General features: G+C 59.5%; 16 protein-coding genes and 1 pseudogene. 6 read left to right on the top strand and 11 right to left on the bottom strand.

Annotated elements, in window-relative coordinates; genetic code table 11:
- Positions 1–11 precede the first annotated feature (11 nt).
- The 3 genes from QA639_RS13285 to QA639_RS13275 all read left to right on the top strand — a co-directional run bounded on the left by QA639_RS13285 (position 12) and on the right by QA639_RS13275 (position 3468).
- The gene (locus tag QA639_RS13285; RefSeq protein WP_283089989.1) at positions 12–1706 is read left to right on the top strand and encodes a thiamine pyrophosphate-dependent enzyme; all 1695 of its coding nucleotides are present in this window, start codon (positions 12–14) and stop codon (positions 1704–1706) included.
- 150 nt (positions 1707–1856) lie between these two features.
- Positions 1857–2597, top strand: a complete 741-nt coding sequence (locus tag QA639_RS13280; protein WP_283089988.1) for a rhomboid family intramembrane serine protease — start codon at positions 1857–1859, stop codon at positions 2595–2597.
- A 22-nt stretch (positions 2598–2619) separates the two neighbouring features.
- Positions 2620–3468: an SDH family Clp fold serine proteinase gene (locus QA639_RS13275; RefSeq protein WP_283089987.1), complete on the top strand. Its 849-nt coding sequence runs from the start codon at positions 2620–2622 to the stop codon at positions 3466–3468.
- Between the two features lie 94 nt (positions 3469–3562).
- On the opposite strand, the gene QA639_RS13270 is transcribed toward QA639_RS13275, so the two are convergent.
- The 10 genes from QA639_RS13270 to QA639_RS13225 all read right to left on the bottom strand — a co-directional run bounded on the left by QA639_RS13270 (position 3563) and on the right by QA639_RS13225 (position 14890).
- Complete coding sequence (locus QA639_RS13270; protein ID WP_283089986.1) at positions 3563–4186, bottom strand: MarC family protein; 624 nt, start codon at positions 4184–4186, stop codon at positions 3563–3565.
- Between the two features lie 995 nt (positions 4187–5181).
- The gene (locus QA639_RS13265) at positions 5182–5739 is read right to left on the bottom strand and encodes an NADPH-dependent FMN reductase (RefSeq protein WP_283089985.1); all 558 of its coding nucleotides are present in this window, start codon (positions 5737–5739) and stop codon (positions 5182–5184) included.
- A 174-nt stretch (positions 5740–5913) separates the two neighbouring features.
- The gene (locus tag QA639_RS13260; RefSeq protein WP_283089984.1) at positions 5914–7755 is read right to left on the bottom strand and encodes a glycoside hydrolase family 15 protein; all 1842 of its coding nucleotides are present in this window, start codon (positions 7753–7755) and stop codon (positions 5914–5916) included.
- Between the two features lie 207 nt (positions 7756–7962).
- The gene (zwf, locus tag QA639_RS13255) at positions 7963–9471 is read right to left on the bottom strand and encodes a glucose-6-phosphate dehydrogenase (RefSeq protein WP_283089983.1); all 1509 of its coding nucleotides are present in this window, start codon (positions 9469–9471) and stop codon (positions 7963–7965) included.
- A 73-nt stretch (positions 9472–9544) separates the two neighbouring features.
- Complete coding sequence (locus QA639_RS13250; RefSeq protein ID WP_283089982.1) at positions 9545–10000, bottom strand: hypothetical protein; 456 nt, start codon at positions 9998–10000, stop codon at positions 9545–9547.
- 267 nt (positions 10001–10267) lie between these two features.
- Positions 10268–12010: an FAD-dependent oxidoreductase gene (locus QA639_RS13245; protein WP_283089981.1), complete on the bottom strand. Its 1743-nt coding sequence runs from the start codon at positions 12008–12010 to the stop codon at positions 10268–10270.
- A gap of 36 nt (positions 12011–12046) precedes the next feature.
- Entirely contained in the window at positions 12047–12862 is an 816-nt protein-coding gene (locus tag QA639_RS13240; RefSeq protein ID WP_283089980.1) for a universal stress protein, read from the bottom strand.
- Positions 12863–12901: 39 nt separating this feature from the next.
- Positions 12902–13516, bottom strand: a complete 615-nt coding sequence (locus QA639_RS13235) for a DUF1931 family protein (protein WP_283089979.1) — start codon at positions 13514–13516, stop codon at positions 12902–12904.
- Between the two features lie 449 nt (positions 13517–13965).
- Positions 13966–14616 (bottom strand): Rossmann-fold NAD(P)-binding domain-containing protein, encoded by a 651-nt coding sequence (locus tag QA639_RS13230; RefSeq protein ID WP_283089978.1) that lies wholly within the window; start codon positions 14614–14616, stop codon positions 13966–13968.
- On the bottom strand, positions 14603–14890 hold the full coding sequence (locus QA639_RS13225; protein WP_283089977.1) for a lactate/malate family dehydrogenase: 288 nt from the start codon (positions 14888–14890) through the stop codon (positions 14603–14605). Before QA639_RS13225 ends, QA639_RS13230 begins: the two co-directional genes overlap by 14 nt.
- An 879-nt stretch (positions 14891–15769) precedes the next feature.
- Here QA639_RS13225 and QA639_RS13220 point away from each other — a divergent pair.
- The 3 genes and pseudogenes from QA639_RS13220 (at position 15770) to QA639_RS13210 (ending at position 19111) form a co-directional block, all read left to right on the top strand.
- Positions 15770–16816 carry a zinc-dependent alcohol dehydrogenase family protein gene (locus QA639_RS13220; protein WP_283089976.1) on the top strand — a complete coding sequence of 349 codons (1047 nt, stop codon included), beginning with the start codon at positions 15770–15772 and terminating at the stop codon, positions 16814–16816.
- Between the two features lie 1122 nt (positions 16817–17938).
- A pseudogene (locus QA639_RS13215) lies at positions 17939–18197 on the top strand (non-homologous end-joining DNA ligase); the annotation flags it as partial.
- Positions 18198–18847: 650 nt separating this feature from the next.
- A complete protein-coding gene (locus QA639_RS13210; protein WP_283089975.1) occupies positions 18848–19111 on the top strand; it encodes a hypothetical protein in 264 nt (87 codons plus the stop codon).
- 108 nt (positions 19112–19219) lie between these two features.
- On the opposite strand, the gene QA639_RS13205 is transcribed toward QA639_RS13210, so the two are convergent.
- A complete protein-coding gene (locus QA639_RS13205; RefSeq protein WP_283089974.1) occupies positions 19220–20194 on the bottom strand; it encodes an AraC-like ligand-binding domain-containing protein in 975 nt (324 codons plus the stop codon).
- Between the last annotated feature and the right edge of the window lie 11 nt (positions 20195–20205).

Genomic DNA, 20205 nt, shown 5'->3' with positions numbered 1-20205 from the left:
GGGAACGGAACATGTCACAGACAGTTGCCGGCATTCTGGTAAGTGCCCTCGAACAGATCGGCGTTCGGCACATCTTCGGATTGATCGGCGACTCGCTCAATCCGCTTGCCGATGTGGTCCGACGCAGCAAGATCGAGTGGGTCGGCGTCCGCCACGAGGAAGGCGCGGCGCAGGCCGCCGCCGGCCAGGCCAAGATCACCGGCACGCTCGCAGTGTGTGCCGGCACCACAGGACCTGGCAGCAATCATCTGGTTGCTGGTCTTTATGAAGCGGCCCGCGATCATGCGCCAGTGCTGGCCTTGTCTGGCGACATGCCGCGCAAGCTACATGGCACCGATTACATCCAGACCACTGAACCCGATCTTTTGTTTCGTGACGTGTCGCTCTACACCGAGACCATCTCGACCGCAGCGCAAGCACCGGCGGTCATCCATCAGGCGATAGCGGCCGCTTATGCCGGCCCGGGCGTCGCACATCTGACGCTTCCGCAGGACGTGATCGCAGCGAAAGCGCAAGGCACCGTTCCCAGCATCCCAACCTTGAAGCCCCGGTCGGAAGTCACCGCCAGCGAGGCAAGGATCGCCGAACTAGCCCGGCGGATTGAACAGGCGGGCAAGATAGTGATGATGTGCGGCGCCGGCTGCCGCGGCTCCGTTGACCTGTTGTGCGCTCTTTCGGATCGGCTCAAGGCTCCGCTGATCCATACAGTTAAGGGCAAAGACCTCCTGCCCTACGACGATCCCCGCTGGATGGGCGGTCTCGGCATGATCGGGACGCGGGCCGTCTACAATGCCGTGATGCGTTGCGACCTGCTCCTGATGATCGGCACTGATTATCCTTATTCCAACTTCCTTCCGACCAAGAGCACGGTGATTCAGATCGATGAACGACCACAGGTGCTAGGACGACGCGTTCTGACCGCGCTCGGCGTTGCCGGATCGGTCCGGCCGACGCTGAAGCAATTACTCGGCCGGGTTGCCCAGAAGACCGATACCGAATTCTGGGACGAGGTCGCCGACGAGCGCAGGAAATGGGACGCCATGCTCAACAAGCAAGCGGATATCAAGCGGAGCGACCATCAGATCCATCCACAGGCGGTTGCCCGCGCGGTTAGCGATCTCGCCCGTTCCGACGCGATATTCGTCCTGGATACCGGCCTAAACACGCTATGGTCCGCCAATTGGATCCGTCAGACCGGGACGCAGCGGATCATCGGATCCTTCAACAATGCGGCGGTGGGAACGGCCCTCGGCCAAGCCAATGGCATACAGGCGTTGGATCGCTCCCGTCAGGTGATCGCGCTGACCGGCGATGGCGGGTTCAATATGCTGATGGGCGAATTTCTGACAGCAGTGCATCACAACCTGCCGGTCAAGGTCATCATCTACAACAATTCGTCGCTCGGACTGATCACGCTGGAAGCCGAAAGCGTCGGACTGGTGCCATTTCGCGAAGCCATCGACTTTCCAAACCCGGATTTCGCAGCATTAGCCCGTGCGTGCGGTGGCCACGGATACATGGCCAAACGCCCGTGGGAATTGATGGCAGCGGTAGTCGAAGCTCTCTCGATCGATGGCCCGGCAATTGTTGACGCAACCGTCATTTCAAATGAAATGCCCAATTTACCGCACGTCGATTTGGAGATGATCGGGCATTTCGGGCTGGCCAAGATCAAGGAAGCCGTTCTCGCCGTAACCGGGGGATAGCGAGAGCAGGTCCGCCCGGACGTACCGAAACCCGCAGCCGGCGGCGACGCTTGGCCCTCCCCGCCCGAAAATTGACGATCGTCATGGTCCGTCCAGGAATCTGGGCGCAGTATCTACCGGGCATCGCGGAACGGTTACGAAGAGACGCAGATGTTCCCGATCAGGAATACTGTCCCGACCCGTTACCCGCCGGTGATCACGTGGGTGCTGATCGCCACCAACTGTATCGCGTTCCTGTTCGAGATCAGCCTTAGCCCCTACGAGCTTGAGCAGCTGCTGTATCAATTCGCGCTTGTCCCTGCGCGTTATTCCGGGATTCTTGCCTCCGACGGGATCGACCCGGCCATCGACGACGTCCTGCCGCTCTTCACTATGATGTTCCTGCACGGCGGGTGGCTGCACCTCATCCTGAACATGTGGACGCTATGGCTGTTCGGTCCGACGATCGAAGATCGGCTGGGTCATGGCCGTTATTTGGCATTCTATCTTGCCTGCGGCGTTGCGGCTTCTGTCGCGCATATCTTCTTCAACCCGGTCTCGATCGTACCGGCATTGGGCGCCTCGGGAGCGATCGCCGGTGTCCTCGGGAGCTACATGCGCCTGTTCCCCTTCGCCCGGGTGGTCGTGGTGATCCCGATCCTGTTCATCCCGCTGTTCTTCGAAGTCTATGCCTTCTTCTATGTCGGGTTCTGGTTCCTCATGCAGATCTTGCAGGGAATCCCGGGCTTGGCGGTAACGCCAATGCGCGCGGACGTCGCGTGGTGGGCCCATATCGGCGGGTTTGTGGCAGGCTTCGCACTTGTCTCTCTCATCGTCCAGTCCGAACGGCGTTACCGGGCCTACTATCGGGACGAAGGCGTGCTCGGCTTCGATCCTGAAGGGCGGATGTGAGGTGCTATTCGTGGAGGATTCCATGTCGATCGGTGATCTCTTCTGGATCTTCTTCATGTTCTCGGCGATCCAGCCGCTGTTGCGCCAGCGCATGCTCGAGGCGATGCGCGTGCGCAAGATCTCGCAGCTGGAGGCCCAGCGAAAATCGCGGGTGATCCTGCTGGTGCACCGGCAGGAAACCATGCGGCTACTGGGTTTCCCGATCGCGCGTTATATCGACATCAACGATTCGGAGGAGGTTCTGCGCGCCATTCAGATGACAGACGAAAATGTGCCCCTCGACCTCGTGCTGCACACGCCGGGAGGACTCGTGTTGGCAGCGCTGCAGATCGCCAGGGCGATCCGCGAGCACAAGGCGAAAGTCACGGTCTTCGTGCCGCACTACGCCATGTCCGGCGGTACGCTGATCGCGCTGGCGGCCGACGAGACCGTGATGAGCAGCCATGCCGTGCTCGGCCCGATCGATCCGCAGCTCGGACAGTCGCCGGCAGTCTCGCTGATTAAGGTTGTCGAGGAGAAGCCGCTAGCCAAGATTGAAGATCAAACGCTGATAATGGCCGACGTCGGCCGCAAGGCTATTGCGCAGGTCAAACAGTCGGCAAGCGAGCTGCTGGAGCGGCGGCTGCCCGCTGAACAAGCCGCCAAGCTGGCGGAACAGCTCGCATCCGGTGCCTGGACGCATGACTATCCGATCTGGGCGTCGACAGCGAAGCGGCTGGGCCTGCCCGTGAACACTGACATGCCTGACGGCGTTTTCGAGCTCCTGAAACTGTATCCGCAACCCGTCCGCATGCAAAACAGCGGCGGCGTGGAATATCTGCCGGTGCGGCGAAGTCTGCCGGCCGGAGGCGATTCTGTGGAGGCGGACTGACGTTCAGCGGGGCCGCCTCAGACCGTTGCCAAATTAGCATGGCATGCCGATGCGGTCATTGATGGGTCGTCTCGTCAACGCGCCCACCGACTATTCAGGCGCTTGCGTGAGCGGATGCGACCCCATCCAATACGAACTGAACCGAGAAAGCCGCGAGCAATATCCCGAGCAGCCGGGAAAACACGGCATTTCCAGTGTTGCCCAGTGTTTTCGCGATCGGCACGGCCAGAGCAAAGCAAATCATGCAGGTCAGGCACACGAGCAGAATGACCAGAATGAGCACAACCAGTCTCGACGTCGTGCCTGCGGCGTTGGACAACAATAGCGTGGTGGCAATTGCGCCTGGTCCGGCCATCAGCGGGATAGCCAACGGAAAGACGGCGATATCCGAAACCTGCTCGGCCATCGTCTTGTCGGTTTCGCGTGCCTCCCGGTGCGGCCGGTCACCGAAGACCATCTGGTAGGCAACAGCGAACAAAAGAAGTCCGCCCGCGATCTGAAAAGCTGGAATGCTGATCCCAAGCTGGCCCAACAGCCAGTTCCCGCATAATGCAAGACCTACAAGGATCCCCGCAGCGATCAGCGGAGACCGGACGACGATTCGCGCCCTGTCTCGGCTACTGAGTCCGCCTGCTGCCGCGAGAAACGCCGGCACCAATCCGACGGGGTCGACGACCAGTAACAGGGTCACAAAGGCCGACATAGCGAAGTCGATCACGGCGAATGCCCGCCGCGAGCGGCAGGCAGATCGTGGTACGGGATGTACGCAGCTCGACCTGAGCCGACGCAAAGTACAGTAATAAGCAATCCACCAGCAGTCCTCGCCACTCTATGCACTGCGCAGAAATCATGCGTATCCTTTTCGCCTTGAGGGCTCGGCCTGGCCGAGTCCGGGGCGCCGAGCACGCCGCGCTGACCAAGCAGTTCGCGCTGAATAACGTCCTCGGACCTCTCGGGTTCTTCGCCGTTGAGCGGCTGTACTCTAACCATGATCCTGTTCTTCCCTTCTTCTGCCGCTGCATGCAAAGAAATATGACTATTTCGGCGGCCTGAGCTCGCTTCTAAGCCAACCTACCGCATCACTCCTGAGCGGATCGATGGGGATTGAAAGTGTCGTGGACTGGCCGCACGTCGAGCAAGCAAAAGTGAGTTCTTGATGACCGCGCGCGCCTGGCGCGGCCCTGCCCGCGGCCATAGCGCGTCCACATTTCGGGCATGCGGGTTTCTTGATTGTCGCAAACCCTCTGAGCGTATCAGATGGAGCCAGGAACATTGGTTTCGCCGACGCGAGCCGCTCTCGTTTTTGTGTGTGCTGCGAGCAGACGCATGACTGAACCGCGCAGCCTACGCACTTATGCTATATCGGCCACACGCAGGATGCGCTATGTCGTATTTTTACGTAGGCATCAACTTACGATTGGTCCATCGCCGCTCGTAGAATAATTGGCCAGTGATGACTGGCTCACGCCGTCGATACACGACTGTCAATGCGGGGCGCGACGAGACATACGCACATATAAAATTATACGCTCACCGTCTCAGTGCTTCGCCAGGTTGTGAAATGCAGTTGGCTAGGCTTGCGATCAAGCTGCCAGAATTCGAGATCGGCAAATACTGGCACGACTGTGCCGATCCACCTGACCGACAGTCGGTGGCCGCGATCCTGGACAATGGTGGGAACGTGTCGCCAAGGAAGAAATAGTGTTGAAGCGCTCACCCTTTGAAGCGAGCAACGAATTTCGCGAAGGCCGCGAGCTGATCGGCAACCACCTTCCTGGTCGGGTCGTCCTTCAGTTCGAGCGTATGCGGATCAAATTTGGTCTGGGCTAGCCCGACGAATACTTCCGGTATCCCAAACACGAAGGCGCTGAGATAGGTAAGCGCCATTCGCAGATGATACTGCATTCGCGCCCCGCCCAGGGGACCGCCGCTGGCGGACTGAATGGCGACTGGCTTCTCCCTGAAGGGCTGATTTTCCAGGCGCGATACCCAATCCAGCGCGTTCTTCAGGCCTCCGGGAATAGTCCAGTTGTATTCGGGCGAGACGATGATTATGCCATCGGCTTTCCTGATGGCTTCAGCGAAGGTCGTCACTTCACCTGGAAAGCCGGCGGCCTGAACGTCCGCATTGTACAGGGGCATGCCGTCGTACGGCGGCGCCTCGGAAAGATGAAGATTCGAAGGCGCAAGCTTAGGCAACGCCCGCATCAGCGCGGTATTGTACGAGCCCTTGCGCAGGCTGCCACTGATCGTCACCACGTTGAGTACCATTGACTACTCCTTTTCCTTGCATGAGACGCTGAAAACACATCACCTCAAGCGGCAATATTTGTCTTTGACAATTGCCCGTTTTCGCCACCGCCAGCAGCAAAAAAATGGTATTCGAAGAACCACAACGGCTGGTTGACATTGCCCGCGGGCCGCTGTCCAGCAGGAACGTCTACGTCAGTCCGGCTCCGTTGCGGCTTGCGGAATCGGACGCATCGCCGGGCGCTGCGGCTCGGCGCGTTCCTTCGCAGGACACGTTCCCCGGGTGAGATTCAAGGCGCAACAGATCAAACCCACATGGCTGTAGGCTTGCGGAAAATTGCCCAGCATGCGGCCGGCGAACGGATCGTATTCCTCGGCGAACGGTCCCACGTCATTGCAACGCGATAGGAGGCGGTCGAACAGCTTGCGGGCCTTCAAATAGCGGCCCTGCAGAATGTAATTGTCGGCCAACCAAAAGCTGCATGCCAGAAACGCTCCTTCTCCCGGGGGCAGGCCGTCACCGGGATTTGCGCGTTCATACCGCAGAACAAACTCGTCCTGGACCAGCAGTCTCTTTTCAATGGCCTGCACGGTACTCCTCACGCGCGGATCCGTTGCAGGCAAAAAGCCAACCAGCGGCATCAGCAACAAGCCAGCGTCGAGCCGTTTTGAGCCGTAAGCCTGCACGAAACTTTCGAGATCGCGGTCGAAGCCGCGGTCGCACACGTCGGCGTGGATCTCGTCGGCGACCGCTCGCCAATGCCGAGATGCTTCGATTGATCCGCGGGTGGCGAATTCATTCGCGGCACGATCGAACGCAACCCAGGCCATGACCTTCGAATGGACGAAGTGCTGCCGCTCGCCGCGTACCTCCCAAATACCTTGATCCGGCTCGCGCCAAGCGCTGGCGAGATATTTCAGCATGATGGGCTGCAGGGCGCGGCCACGGTCGGTTAAACCTATACCGCCCTTCCCGGCGTGGAATATGGCGTCGGCGACCTCGCCGAGGACGTCCAGTTGGAGTTGCTGGTAGGCGGCGTTTCCGATGCGCACCGGCGACGATCTTTCATAACCGCCGAGCCACGGAATGGTCAGCTCCGGCAGCCAGCGTTCGCCTCCCACTCCGTACACGATCTGCACCTGCTCCGGACTACCGGCGATGGTGCGAAGGAGCCAGTCTCGCCATGCCCGCGCCTCGTCGTAGTACCCGAGGTGCATTAGGGCCAGCAGGGTGAACGTGGCGTCACGCAACCAGCAAAAGCGATAGTCCCAATTTCTGATTCCACCAATAAGCTCCGGCAGAGAGGTCGTGGGCGCGGCGATAATCCCGCCGGTCGGGGCGTAGGTCAGAGCCTTCAATGTAATGAGCGAACGTTTGACCGCTTCCGTCCAGCGACCGACTTCGGGACACCGATCACTCCATCCACGCCAGAATGCTTGCGTTCGTTTCAGCGCGTCGAAGGCATCAATCGCCGAAGGAGGATCTTGAAACGACGCCCCGTAGGAGAGGATGAACGGGATTGACTGGCCGGCCGTGACCGTAGGTTCACCAACTGTTTTTAGGTCCTCGCCGTGAAGCGCGGCTGTCGTACGCAGCACCAGACGCTCCGGACCGGCGATTGCGCTGATGCTGCCGTCATCAAGCCGGTTGACCCACGGCACCGTCGCCCCATAGTCGAATCGCACTACAAATTCGGAGTGAAACTCAACTCGCCCCTGTCGACCTACGAGGATGCGTACAAGCTCGGCCCGATTTCCCGGTGCCATGAAATCGATAAGCGTCGCAGTGCCACCCTTCGTTCTGAATTCCGTTTCGAGGACCAACGTGCCTGCGCGGTAGCGCCGCGACGTCTCGATCGGCTCATCCTTCGGCGCAATGAGCCACCGTCCATTTTCTGCGTCGCCAAGCAAAGCGGCAAAGCACGCAGCCGAATCAAATCTCGGCAAGCACAGCCAATCGATCGAGCCATTGTGCCCGACCATGGCTGCTGTCTTGCAGTCGCCGATCATCGCATAGTTTTCGATTTTGAGCGCCATACACAACTCTCGGCCTGGGCTCGCTGCCCACGCAACCGCTCTCAGATATTGATCCCTAAATTTTCTTCGTCGAAGCACAGCCTCGTTGAAACTGCCGGTGCTCACAACCCTTGATAAGCGATAAGTGAGCCGATTCCACAGTATCGCGGTCGACACTGAATCCAGGCCCACAATCTCTCGGCGGCTGTTTCCCCGAGCGCATCGCTGTCAGAGCTTCCGCCAGCTTCGGCCATCGCGCTTCAAAAGTTCAAACGCGCCCGGAGGGCCCTCACTGCCCGCAGGATAGAATTCCAACCCCTTGCTGCCCACTCGTTTCCAGGCGTCGAGGAGCGGCTGAACCGCGCGCCAGCCAGCCTCCACGCCGTCGGCGCGTTGGAACAGAATGTTGTCGCCAATCATGCAATCGTAAATCAAGGTCTCATATCCCGTCGCAGGCTCGGACTTGAAGTAGTCCTTATAGAGAAACTTCATTTGCACGCCGTCGATCCTGATCACTGGCCCCGGCACCTTGGTGTTGAACTGCAGCGTGATGCCTTCAGTCGGCTCGACGCCGATGACGAAATAGTTCTCAGCCAGTTGCTCGATGGGCGTGCATCGAAACATCGCAAACGGCGCCTCGCGGAATTTGATCGCCACTTCCGTGCGCTTCATGGCGAGCGCCTTTCCGGTGCGCAAATAGAAGGGGACCCCGGCCCAGCGCCAGTTGTCAATATTCAGTTTCATCGCAACGTAAGTCTCCGTAGCGCTGTCCGGCCGGACGTCCGGGGTATTTCGGTAATCAAGAATCTCCGTGTCGCCGATTTTCCCGGCAGTGTACTGGCCGCGCACGGAGTTTTTCAGCGCCTCCTCTTCGCTCTGACAGTGGATCGCCGACAGCACTCCGTCCTTTTCCGAACGCACGTTATGGGCATCGAAGTGTCTCGGCGGCTCCATAGCGACCAGCGATAACAGCTGAAACAGATGGTTCGGCACCATGTCGCGAAGCGCGCCGGTCGCGTCATAAAAGCTACCGCGATGGCCAACACCGAGCTGCTCATCCACGATGATCTGCACGTGATCGATGTGATGGCGGTTCCAGATCGGCTCGAACATTCCGTTGGCGAAGCGCAGCACCAGGATGTTCTGGACGGTCTCTTTGCCAAGGTAGTGATCGATTCGGTAGATCTGGTGTTCGCCGAGGATGCTCAACAATTCCGCATTCAGCACACGCGCCGATGCCAGATCGGTTCCAAACGGCTTTTCGATCACAACCCGCCGCCAGGCGTCGGGGTCCTCCTTCAACAAGCCGAGACGGCCGAGTTGGCGCACGATCGGCGCGAAGGCATCAGGCGGTGTCGCCAAATAAAACAGCCGATTGCCCCCGGTGCCGCGCGCGGCTTCCAACCGTTCAAGCTGCTCCTTAAGACGATCGTAAGAAGAGCCGTCGCCGGGATCGGCCACGACCGAGGTGATGCATTCGAGAAGACGATTCGCGACCGCGTCTTCCACGGGGCGGGTTGCGAACTGATGCAGACCCTTCATTAGGCTCTCGCGCAACGCTTCGTTCGATATGCCGCAGCGCGCGACGCCGACGACGCAGAATCTTTCCGGCAACAGTTCGGCTGCCGCAAGATTGTAAAGCGAAGGAATCACCAGCCGTTTGGTCAGGTCTCCTGTGACACCGAAGATGACAAGGGCGCAGGATTGCGGCTTCCGGCGGGCCTGGACGTTTCTCACGAACGCTTGACGAGCTATCGCGTCGCCCTCTGCGCCCCTGAGGACGGGAGCAGCACCAATTATCCGGCCGGACCTATGATGCCTGTTGAGCAGGTTCGATCTCAACGCGGTTATCCTGCTCGGCCGAGTAGACGGGGGCGGGCCCAGCGTGATCGCCGCTCTTCTTTCCCAGCCAGACAGCTGGCAATTGAAGCACCCGAGCATGCTGTCCTTCCGACAGGAGGTTCACAAGAATAATGGTGCCATCGGGAAACAGCAGGGCATCGTGGTGTTGCGCCGGCGTTTCCGGTTTGATCACGCAGAATTGGGCGACACGGAAGCCCGCGCTCTTGGTCAACAACCAGTTGCGATTGTATCTCACGTCCTGCTCGAATGCGAGCTCGGTGCCAGGCAGCAGACAAACGGCGACGGTGGGTTCGTCCTTGGTGGCAAAGCCGCGGGTCGATGTGCCGCGAAAGCTGGTCGACACCAAACTCTCTCCCACCTTTGCGGGGCGTGACGTAACGGCATGTAGGCTGTAGTCGCACATGGATTTTCTCCGCTGGGTTCCTTGACCCGAACGATGATGCCGCAAACCGCCGAGCTGACCCTTGACCGCCGTCAAGATACTCGTGGCTTGTTTGAAATCGCGAAACGGCCGGGTACGGTGGTTTTCATGATCGCATTCGAAAAGCTACTCAAAGCCGCGGCAGCAGCGCGATGTCCGAACGGGATCGTATCCAGTCCACCCCTGCCGACCTTGGCAATGGTCAACTTCGCAAGTCGTGGCCGTGATACATCTCGGCATCGCCGCTGCTCACTGCTGTGATGGGACTGCAAGTGCGTTTTCGGTTTCGCGCGAGTCTTGACCGGCGCGTTGTTCACTCTTGTCTCGCACTTGGCCGTTGGCAAGCGCAATGTGTAGCTCCGCCCCGACGACGGCACCCTCACCGATCGCAGCACCCACGCGCTTGACCGACCCAGATCGCACGTCGCCGGCGGCGAATACACCGTCTACGCTGGTCTCGAGTAGCAACGGACGGCCAGCGCCGCCCTTCGAGCGGATGGTGGAGGGAGTGTCCCATCCAGTCAGTACAAAATTCTTGCTGTCCAACGCGATGCCGGCGCCCTTAAGCCAAGCCGTTGCCGGCTCCGCGCCAATGAAGAGGAAGAGGTGGCGGATTGGCTTCTCGGTTTCCTCGCCGGTCGAGCTGTTGCGCCAGCGTACGCGCTCCAATTGCCCTTCCCGGCTGCCATAAAGCGCGACCACCTCAGTGTGAGTCAGCACCTCGATATTATCGAGATTCGCGATACGGTCGATCAGGTAACGCGACATGCTCTCCGTGATGCTTGGTCCACGAACCAGCATCCAGATTTTTTTTGCGAAGTTGCGCAGGAATACGGCGGCTTGGCCCGCTGAATTTCCGCCTCCGACCAGGACGATCTCCTCGCCCCGACACAGGCGTGCCTCGATCGGCGAAGCCCAATACCAAACGCCGCGTCCCTCGAAACTCGGCAGATTCGGCACGTTGAGGCGGCGGTAGCGGGCGCCGCTCGCAACCACAACCGTCGAGGCCCTCACACACCGCCGATCCTCCAGGTGCAGCGTGAACGGCGATTCCCTCGAATCGAGCCGCGAGATCCCCGCAGGGATCACCATCCGCGCGCCAAATTTCTGCGCCTGGACGTAGGCGCGGCCGGTGAGTGCTTGGCCGGATATGCCGGCGGGAAAACCGAGATAGTTCTCGATCCGCGCGCTGGCCCCGGCTTGCCCGCCGAAGGCACGGGCGTCGAAGACGACGACCGACAAGCCCTCTGATGCGGCATACACCGCCGTCGAAAGGCCCGCCGGGCCAGCGCCAACGACTGCGACATCATAGGTTCGGCTCTCGTCGTCGATCGGCACCATTCCAAGCGCGCGCGCCAGCTCTGCTTCGCTCGGATTTTTCAGGATTGTTCCTTTCGGACACACCGCAAGCGGCAGGTCGGCCGGATTTGGTGCATACTGCTGGACAAGCTTCGCCGCGTCGGGGTCCTTTGCTGGATCGAGCACTTGATGTGGATACGCATTGCGGGCGAGAAAGCCTTGCAGGCGCACAACGTCTGGGCTCGATTCGGGGCCGATTAGGACTGGACCACCGGCGCCTGCCTCCACCAGCGCAATGCGGCGGAGGATCAAAGCCTGCATGATCCGTTCGCCGAGTTCGGGCTCCCCAATCATCAACGCACGTAGATTCTCCGGCGGGATCAAGAGGGCTTGGACATCGTCGATGGCGTGAACGTCGACAAAAGCGGGCTGGCCTGACAATTGTCCCACTTCGGCGACGAATTCACCGGGTCCCTGCTCCACAATCGGCGCGCAATGGCCTAGCGGATCGCGCCTGACGACGCGCACCGAGCCCTTGATCAGCACACACATGCCCGGGGCGACTTCTCCGGTCACGAACAGCGCTTCGCCGGCACGGTAGTTCCGCACCGCGCCGAAGCGGCGAAGACGGTCGATTTCATGCGGCGCAAGCTTGGGAAACATCTGCTCGCGGCGGCTATCAATCGTCGGCATCTGCAATCTCGCTGTCGGGGCAAGGTGCGACGTGTCCTAATGCGCCATCAGCAGCGGGATAGGCGCTTCGTGCAACAGGCTGTAGGTCACCCCGCCGAGCAGCCGCTCGCGCAGGCGCATGTGACCATATCCGCCCATAACGATAAGGTTCGCCTTCCGGCGCTCGGCCTCAGCCATCAATTGCGGCCCGACTTCGCTTGAGCGGCACTTGATGCGATGCAGACTGGCCTTGATTCCATGATGCCGAAGATGATTAACGGCATCGATCCCCATCACCGCCTCCTCCTCGGTAGGCTTTTCGCCAGTCGCAACGATGACCGACACACTTTCCGCCTTGTGAAGAAACGGCATCGCTTCGGCAAGCGCACGAGCCGCTTCCCGGCTCCCGTTCCAAGCGACCATAATGCGATCGAAGGCGATCCTCGGCCGCTCCGTCTCGGGAACGAGATAGACATTCCTGCCAGAGCCGAACAGCACGCCTTCGACGAGCTGTTCCGGATCCATCGCGCCATTGGGACGAAGTGCCACGAAGGTGTCGGCGGAGCGCGCCTCTCGCGCGGCAATTTTGGCTACGTCATCGGACAAGACATCGAGGCGCCGGACCTCGACCATCCGATCCAGCATTCGCAGCCGCTTGGCTAGTGCCTCCTCCACCGCATTGCCAGTTTGGCGCGCATGCTCGACGATTGTGGCGGTGACGTCGCCCTCAATCGGCCCCGGCAAAGGCAGAACGTTGAGATACAACCCGATGACCACGCGGGTCTCCAGCTGGCGGGTCATGTCGGCGACAGCTGCCAGACGAATTTCGTCGGAGGCGCCGCCGTCCAGCCACACCATTACATCCCTGATCATCGCTCTCTCCTCGCTCGCGACAGCCGTCGCGATGTTTGGCTACTCGGCCGTTCGCGCAGCTACAGCAGCAGATCGAAAATACGAAAACACTTCCGCCAGTGCTCGTTCGATGGATTCTACAACCCGGGGGCGATGACGTTGAACGTATGCGCGAGCGCGACACTCAGACCTCCCACGATGTCCGGTAGGCGAGCCTCGATCCTCTCCGTAAGCAAGATCAATCGGCGGGCGCGTGGCGACGCGGTCGAGGATCAGCCGCGGCTCGATCTCTTCGTCGAGTCTCACGAATTCATGGATGCATTCCTGCAATCCCCTGGTGACCGGCAGGTCGAATGGCTCCAGGATCACGCCGCCGTTCGCCTTGGCGACCGCCTGGGCCCGCGGCAGGAAATCATAAAGTTTTTGGTTGATAAAATCGCTGTAGCGCTTGATGTCCTGCTTGTCGACATCGACGCTGGCTACGATCCGAAAAAATCGCTCGAATCTCGCCATGCGCATAACATGGCTGGCGCGCGGCTGGTTCGATTGCACGGCGGCGATAATCATAGGCAGCGTCTCCTCGCCGCACGATACCGTGCGCAGGCCAGCCTCCCCCTTGACGGTCGTCAGTTTCGCGCGATCTTCTCGCACGGACACGAAATTGATCTTTGTCACGGAGCAATTCTTCGAAGTTGCGACATCTTTGTTGCGTGTGTGGACTTCAGCGCGGGTCACCATCCCGCGGGTCTCTTCATCCTCGAAAGGAGGGAAACATAGACGAAGCCACCATCGTTGCGGCAGCCCTCGCGTCAGGCAGACGGCGGACACCAACACGCTGTTCCTGCCGTACCGGCTGGGTCCTTTTCAGGCTGCCGCATCGAATGGTCATGGCGTCGTTGACGCGCTCGCGGGCGCGTCAACCGGCAACGTGCCCTCGCGGCCTGCTACTACAAGCAACTGTCGATGCAAGGCCAACCTGGCCCCCGGCATCCACGCCGCAAGCAGGAGGCACGGCGTGAGGTCACGAGAGCGGCGGACCAGGCTGACGGATTGATTATCAATCAGCTCTGGCACGCCGGGCGCATTTCGCGTCCGGCGCTGCAGCCCGACAAAATGCTTTCCGTCTACCGACGACCTAGCGACCTCCTTAAGTTAGCCGCGCCCAGTTCCAGCGCCCGCTGCTCCTCGACGGACATCTCGGGTTCGAAAATCCGAAGCACTCCCTCGCGCCCGACGACGCTTGGAAGTGAGAGAGTAACGCGAAATTTGCCGTTATAGCTGCCGATCGGAATCACCGCTCGTTCATCGCGAAGAACAATTTCCGCGATCCGCGCCGCAACGATACCAATGCCAAACTGGCTCGCATCGTTGCCTTCGATGATAGAGATATTCGCGTAACGAACGTCTGCCTCGATCTGCCTGCGTAAACTGTGAGGCACTCGGCCACGAAGTCCGACGAGTTCGCCGACCGGCACGCCGGCGATCCGGGCGGTTGACCAGAGGAATACCTGCGAGGTCCCATGTTCGCCGACCACCTGCGCCTCTACATGATTGGCATCGACGCCGAAATGCGCCGCCAGATGAACGCGGAAACGCAAGGAATCCAAAAACGTACCGGTACTTAGCACGCGATCATGGCATACGCTTGCGCGCGCAATATCGGCGAGCGGATCCGGCGGATCGGTCACGACCAATATCACCGCGCTAGGCGCGGCGTGCACAATGCGCGGAACGATCTCGCGGTAGATTTCAGCATTCTTGTCAAGCAACCGCAACCTGGGAATCGCTGCGGTCGGTGGCGCCCCCCGCCTTTTCATTGATGCCGGCGGCAATCATAACCAGCTGAGAATCGGCAAGCTCTTCATAGTCGCCATCGACAATGATGGTCTTTGGGCCGAGCGGCGCTCCGTAACGAAGATCGGTGGCGACCGCCCTCGCCCGCTTAGACGTTCGGTCCACGATCACAATTGTCCGGGCACTCCCCCGTACCACCATGGCAAGAGCACAGGAACACCCTACCCTACCTGCTCCAACGATTCCGACTTTCATGATGAACCTGCGTTCCAAAGACCGTCAACCGATGCCCCAACACCAGTAGTACATTGTTTGTCGATCGCGTGAGCGCCGGTTCGCAATGTTTGCTGGCGTTCCGGGACTTAACAATCGAGAACATCAAAATGTCTGAGCAGGCTTCATGCGGATACAATCTCCGCATGCTTTATAGGACAAAACCCGGACCGGCCGGCCTGGGCGGAAGCGGGCGGGCCGGGTAGTATCGCAAGAGCGATGCATATTTTCCCGAGCCGCATAGAAACTTCCTTCGCTGCTGGCATCACAAGGAATCATGAACTCCGCAACGGCTTCAAGCATTGACCATCGTCAATGAACAGGTCCTCTCACGAGCGCCTCGAAGTAATCGGCGCAGGCTTGATGCGTCTTCCGTCGACAGTGACGTCGATCGGCTCGGGCGCGGTCGGGTCGCAATCCTACACCTGTGATGAACAAGCATATATTCCCAGTTGCTCCTGCTCGCCGAATAATACGGGCGATTGATGGTTATCAAGGGAACTAGGAAGTAACTGTCATAGTTTTCGCTACGCATGTTGGGGCTCGGCTCCATCTTGTCGTCCGGCAGGCGCCTGATCGGGTTGGCGAGATTGGACGCATCGAGATGAGGCCTCTGCATCGATCACCATCGCCCTGACCGGCAGCTTGGACTCACTCAGTCATCAAGGTCGAGTGCGGTGCCGTTGCCCACGGCTGTCCGATCGGAGCGCCGGCGCGGTTCTGACCGCTCGCCTGCTCTCTGCAATGAAACGCGACTATGCCCAGGCGCAGCGTGGGAGGATAGCACCGGTGACACTGGGGCATCGCCTGATGCTCGAGACGATTCACTCGATTGGCAAAATCGAACGTAGGAGAATGGTTATGAAAGCGCTGGTATACCAAGGCCCCGGAAAGAAGGCGCTTGAGGATCGCCCAAAGCCGAAGATTGCCGCGCCAACGGACGCTATCGTCAAGATCGTCAGGACGACGATTTGCGGAACAGATTTGCATATCCTCAAAGGCGACGTGCCGACCTGTACACCAGGCCGTATCCTTGGCCACGAAGGTACCGGCGTCATCGAAGAAGTCGGCGCCGCCGTCACCGCCTTTCGGGCCGGCGACCGCGTGATCGTGTCCTGCATCTCGTCCTGCGCAAAATGCGACTATTGCCGCCGCGGAATGTACTCGCATTGTGTCAACGGGGGCTGGATCCTCGGCAACACGACTGACGGCACCCAGGCCGAGTATGTCCGCATTCCCTTTGCCGAAACCAGCCTATACCGCATCCCCGCCGGAGCGGATGAGGAAGCATCAGTAATGCTGAGCGATATCCTGCCCACCGGGTTCGAATGCGGCGTGCTCAACGGCAAGGTTCAACCCGGCGCGACCATCGCGATCGTCGGAGCCGGCCCGATCGGGCTTGCGGCGTTGCTGACGGCTCAATTCTACTCACCGTCGGAACTCATAATGATCGACTTTGACGACAACCGGCTCGAAATGTCGTCCCGCTTCGGTGCGACCACAACAATAAACAATAGGGACGGCAAGGCAGTCGAGAAAATCATGAAGATGACCGACGGTCGTGGCGTCGATACCGCGATCGAAGCCGTCGGCCTTCCCTCGAGCTTTGTCACTTGCGAGGACATCGTGGCGCCTGGTGGTGTCATCGCTAACATCGGCGTCCATGGCGTCAAGGGAGATCTGCATCTAGAACGCCTCTGGGACCGTAACGTCGCGATCACGACAAGACTCGTCGATACCGTCACAACGGCGATGCTGCTTAAGACTGTACAATCAAACAAGATCGATCCCAAGCGACTGATCACGCACCACTTCAAGCTCGACAATATCATGGACGCCTATGCGACGTTCGGCGAGGCGGCCAAGACGAACGCTCTCAAGGTCATCATCTCAGTAACCGAAGCTTGAAAGATAATCTAGGTCGACAGACTTGACGGCGGTGCGAGATAGATGGCGCGCAAAAGCTGAAAGGTTCGGCTCTCTGCCCGAACTGACTCGCCGCCGAGAGCTGAAGGCAGTTTGTTGGCAAGGTTCTCGAATGGATGAAATTGATGAAGAGAGCGATCAGATAAACGGCTTTCCGCCCGTCACCGCAACAGTTGTTCCTGAAGTGTAGCTGGACAGCGGGTCCGCCAGCATGACAAATAAACAAATAAGAAGGCTCGGTAACGGAGGAGGCCGAAGAACCTTAATGGTGCTGCCCAATACCGTATATCGAATTTTATCGCTCGTCTGGCTGGTCGTCGTTGTAGGGTGCGTAGGATATTTTTCGATAGCGGAGGCCACTCAGTTGGCGGCCTCTTCGCGAAATGGCCCCAGCGCGGTGGGGGGCGCCGAGGCCGAGTTGCCATGATTACCTTCCCGCCAGAACCAGCACTCGGCAGTTTAGTTCCTATTTCCCGGTCGTCCTTCGAGAGGACGAAATGACAGCTCGAGCAGGCACGCCGCGGGGGTGCTTTGCTCGGGCGCCGACAACCTGCTCCCGCTTTCTGATGATCGTAAGCCGACTGCTTACCGCAGCCTCCGTTCGTCCAAGCTTCCGGGCGATCTCCAACTGCGTTAGGGCTGTCTCTCGTATCATTTTTAGCAACTGTTGCTCGTCCTCTTCGGACCACGGCTTGGCGGGCATAACTCACTCCGGCATTAATCCAACGATAACAGCGCGGCTAGCAACGGTTTGAATCGGGTGGAAATAACCCACGTTAATCCAGTGGCGGTAATGTTGCCACTATTTCCCAGCGTCGCGACGCGGTCTGGTTTTCGAGCTGCCCGCTTAGCGGGTACCCGGCGGGAAAAAAGCTGCGCTCTATCCGGTCCACAGCTACGGCCCCCATGGGAATGAATCGCGAATGTGCCCCGGGTCTTTGGGGGGCAAGAGCCGGGGCACCTTCATTCGCGAATGCGCTGTGCCGGGGAGCGGCACGTTGCTAACCACGCTTCGAAGGTGCCGTTCCTAACGACTTCTTCATCGCCGACCTCAGCCGGCCCTCAACTCGCTTGCGGCTATTGCCGACCTTATTGACGGCCTTTGCCGGCGCCGCCATCCAGTTCAGCGAAAGCTTCGCGATCGACGGCCCCAAGATGTTCACCCATGCTTGCAAGCTCGGCTACAAGGGCGTGGTGTCGAAGGTAGCAAACAGTGTCTATCCGACCGGCGCCCGCAGCCGGGACTGGGTCAAGAAGACCTGCGCCCAGCGCTAGACGCTGACAATCGCGGGCTTTGCACTGGACGACAGTGGGACGGGATTTACGTGGCCGGCGCAAGGGTGACGAACTGACCCGCCACGGAATAGCAGCCTGATGCCCAGCTATAGGAACTCTTCTGACGATCGATGAAATCGATGCTGTGCTCGACAGCGCACGCTACGGGCTGTTCGGCGATAATCCAGCAGATGACCCGTAGGCATCGTGATCAGCGATGACGCTGCAGCTTCTATCTTCTGCAAAGAACACGCCATTGCCTGCGACTTCCTTCCACCAACCGCGGCCAATCCGAAATCGACGCATACTGACCACGCCAAAGCGCCACGCGCTCATATCACCTTAGAATGGCTGCTCGGAGAGCAGATTTTGATATCCCGGCACATGCCAGGTGTTATCCAGCACATCCCCACTCGGTGAGATTGCCTCCAAGCCAAGCATTAAAATGATCCCTGACCTTCGTTCCGGAGGATTCGGAAACAGGGAATTGATGCAGGCTGTTCCGTCCGCGTCCAACTCGTGGGAAGAGCCACGACGACTCTTCGCAGAAGCTCAGTACCGTCTATTCCACCGCTCCAAAAATTATCGCTCGCCTTGGCGGCAGTGTCCGGTGCGTAGGGAACCTTAGATACCAGCAGATCACATGTTCGGGCGATCGAATCGAAGAGATCGCTTGTAACAAAATCGACGCCTTCATCTCGGCGATGTCCTTGGTGGCGACCGCGAGCTGTGAGCCCAATGTCTGCATCCGTGTGCGAGCTCGCGTTCGGCAAGACCGAGATCCCCCAGCGCCGCTCGGGCGCCGTCGACGGCGACGCCGGCGGCCGCACGGCCGAGGATCAGTCCAACAAGATGGCCAAGACGGCCGACCGCAACAAGCAGTGCGCAAGAGCTATAACCCGGTCAATGTCGCCAGCGTTCGGCGCTTCGATCGGGCGCGCGCGATCGGCGCGACGAAGCTCGAGGCAGCCGACCAAGATCCAGCCGGCAAGGGGACGCTGACATCGCTTGCAATGCTGTTGAAATCCAGAAGCAAAAATACGTCGACAGTTCTAAGCGGACCGCCGATGGAGGTCGGCCACGATTTCCTCCCGAAAAGCGCGCCCAGGGTCAGGGCCGACCATCTTGCCGGGATTGCGCCGCTGCTTTCTGACACTCGCGCGGTGAAACCCCATAAGCCCCTTTAAAGCAGCGGCCAAAATGCGTCATGTCCGAAAACCCCCATCCCTGTGCAATTTCGGCTATGGTTCGATGGACTTGGTTGGGGTCTTCAAGAGCAAACCGGCAACGCGAGAGCCGTCGGGACAGAATGAGACGGTGAAGTGAGGAGTCCTGTTCGGCAAGAAGCGCATTGGCGTATCGGACGCTTATTCCAACGATATCGGCGACCTTCTGTCCGTCGAGGTCGGGATCGGTGAGCCTCGCTTCCACCACTGAACGAATCTGCCCCAGCAATAGCGCTTTTGGATTCGAGACGCGAACGGTAGCGCTCCCAATTGTTCTCGCAATGGATAGTCCGAGTAAGTCAAGCACGTGATTGCCGACCATTTCTTCTGTTATGGAAGCTGTCCTCCCAGCGAGCGACGGCAATTTTGCAGCGACCGAAAGCGCCAGATCATCGTCCGTCCGCTCGGCAGTCACGCGACGCCCGATCAACTCGCGGTTTGTACCGATCCGTGCGCGTAGCTCACGGCGCGGAACCTTGATGAGGAGAGTTTTCGAGTCTGGCGAAAACTTCGCATCATAAGGCAACAGCGGCTCAAGCAGCATCAAAGAACCGGCGTCCAGGTTAACCTCGCGCGCGTTCTGGACGATAAGGACCCTGCCCGACAATTGGTAACACAGGAACAACGTGTCGGGGCCGGTGCGCTCGACGTGGGCCAAGGTGTGAGAAACCTGCATCGGTGAGTTGCTGAATTCAACCAGGTCCAGGTTGCCGAACTTCGCGGCTTTGATCTCGGCTTGGAATGTCAGGCGATTTTCCGGCACAGAGTCATGACCCACGATCTTCTTGCAGGCCAGGCTGTGCCAATAATCAAATCGGTCGCGGGGATGAACCGAGGAGGTCGAGAAGATAGTGTCCACGTGTTTGCCGT

Source organism: Bradyrhizobium pachyrhizi (genome assembly GCF_029714545.1).
Lineage (GTDB): Bacteria > Pseudomonadota > Alphaproteobacteria > Rhizobiales > Xanthobacteraceae > Bradyrhizobium > Bradyrhizobium pachyrhizi.
The sequence above is the reverse complement of the archived record's forward strand: the minus strand, read 5'-3'. Positions and strand labels throughout refer to the sequence as shown.

Excerpts from the sequence above, each read along its gene's own strand:
- QA639_RS13285 (WP_283089989.1), top strand. The coding sequence starts at position 12 with ATGTCACAGACAGTTGCCGGCATTCTGGTAAGTGCCCTCGAACAGATC.
- QA639_RS13280 (WP_283089988.1), top strand. The coding sequence starts at position 1,857 with ATGTTCCCGATCAGGAATACTGTCCCGACCCGTTACCCGCCGGTGATC.
- QA639_RS13275 (WP_283089987.1), top strand. The coding sequence starts at position 2,620 with ATGTCGATCGGTGATCTCTTCTGGATCTTCTTCATGTTCTCGGCGATC.
- QA639_RS13265 (WP_283089985.1), bottom strand. The coding sequence starts at position 5,739 with ATGGTACTCAACGTGGTGACGATCAGTGGCAGCCTGCGCAAGGGCTCG.
- QA639_RS13260 (WP_283089984.1), bottom strand. The coding sequence starts at position 7,755 with ATGGCGCTCAAAATCGAAAACTATGCGATGATCGGCGACTGCAAGACA.
- QA639_RS13250 (WP_283089982.1), bottom strand. The coding sequence starts at position 10,000 with ATGTGCGACTACAGCCTACATGCCGTTACGTCACGCCCCGCAAAGGTG.
- QA639_RS13245 (WP_283089981.1), bottom strand. The coding sequence starts at position 12,010 with ATGCCGACGATTGATAGCCGCCGCGAGCAGATGTTTCCCAAGCTTGCG.
- QA639_RS13240 (WP_283089980.1), bottom strand. The coding sequence starts at position 12,862 with ATGATCAGGGATGTAATGGTGTGGCTGGACGGCGGCGCCTCCGACGAA.
- QA639_RS13225 (WP_283089977.1), bottom strand. The coding sequence starts at position 14,890 with ATGAAAGTCGGAATCGTTGGAGCAGGTAGGGTAGGGTGTTCCTGTGCT.
- QA639_RS13220 (WP_283089976.1), top strand. The coding sequence starts at position 15,770 with ATGAAAGCGCTGGTATACCAAGGCCCCGGAAAGAAGGCGCTTGAGGAT.
- QA639_RS13210 (WP_283089975.1), top strand. The coding sequence starts at position 18,848 with ATGTCTGCATCCGTGTGCGAGCTCGCGTTCGGCAAGACCGAGATCCCC.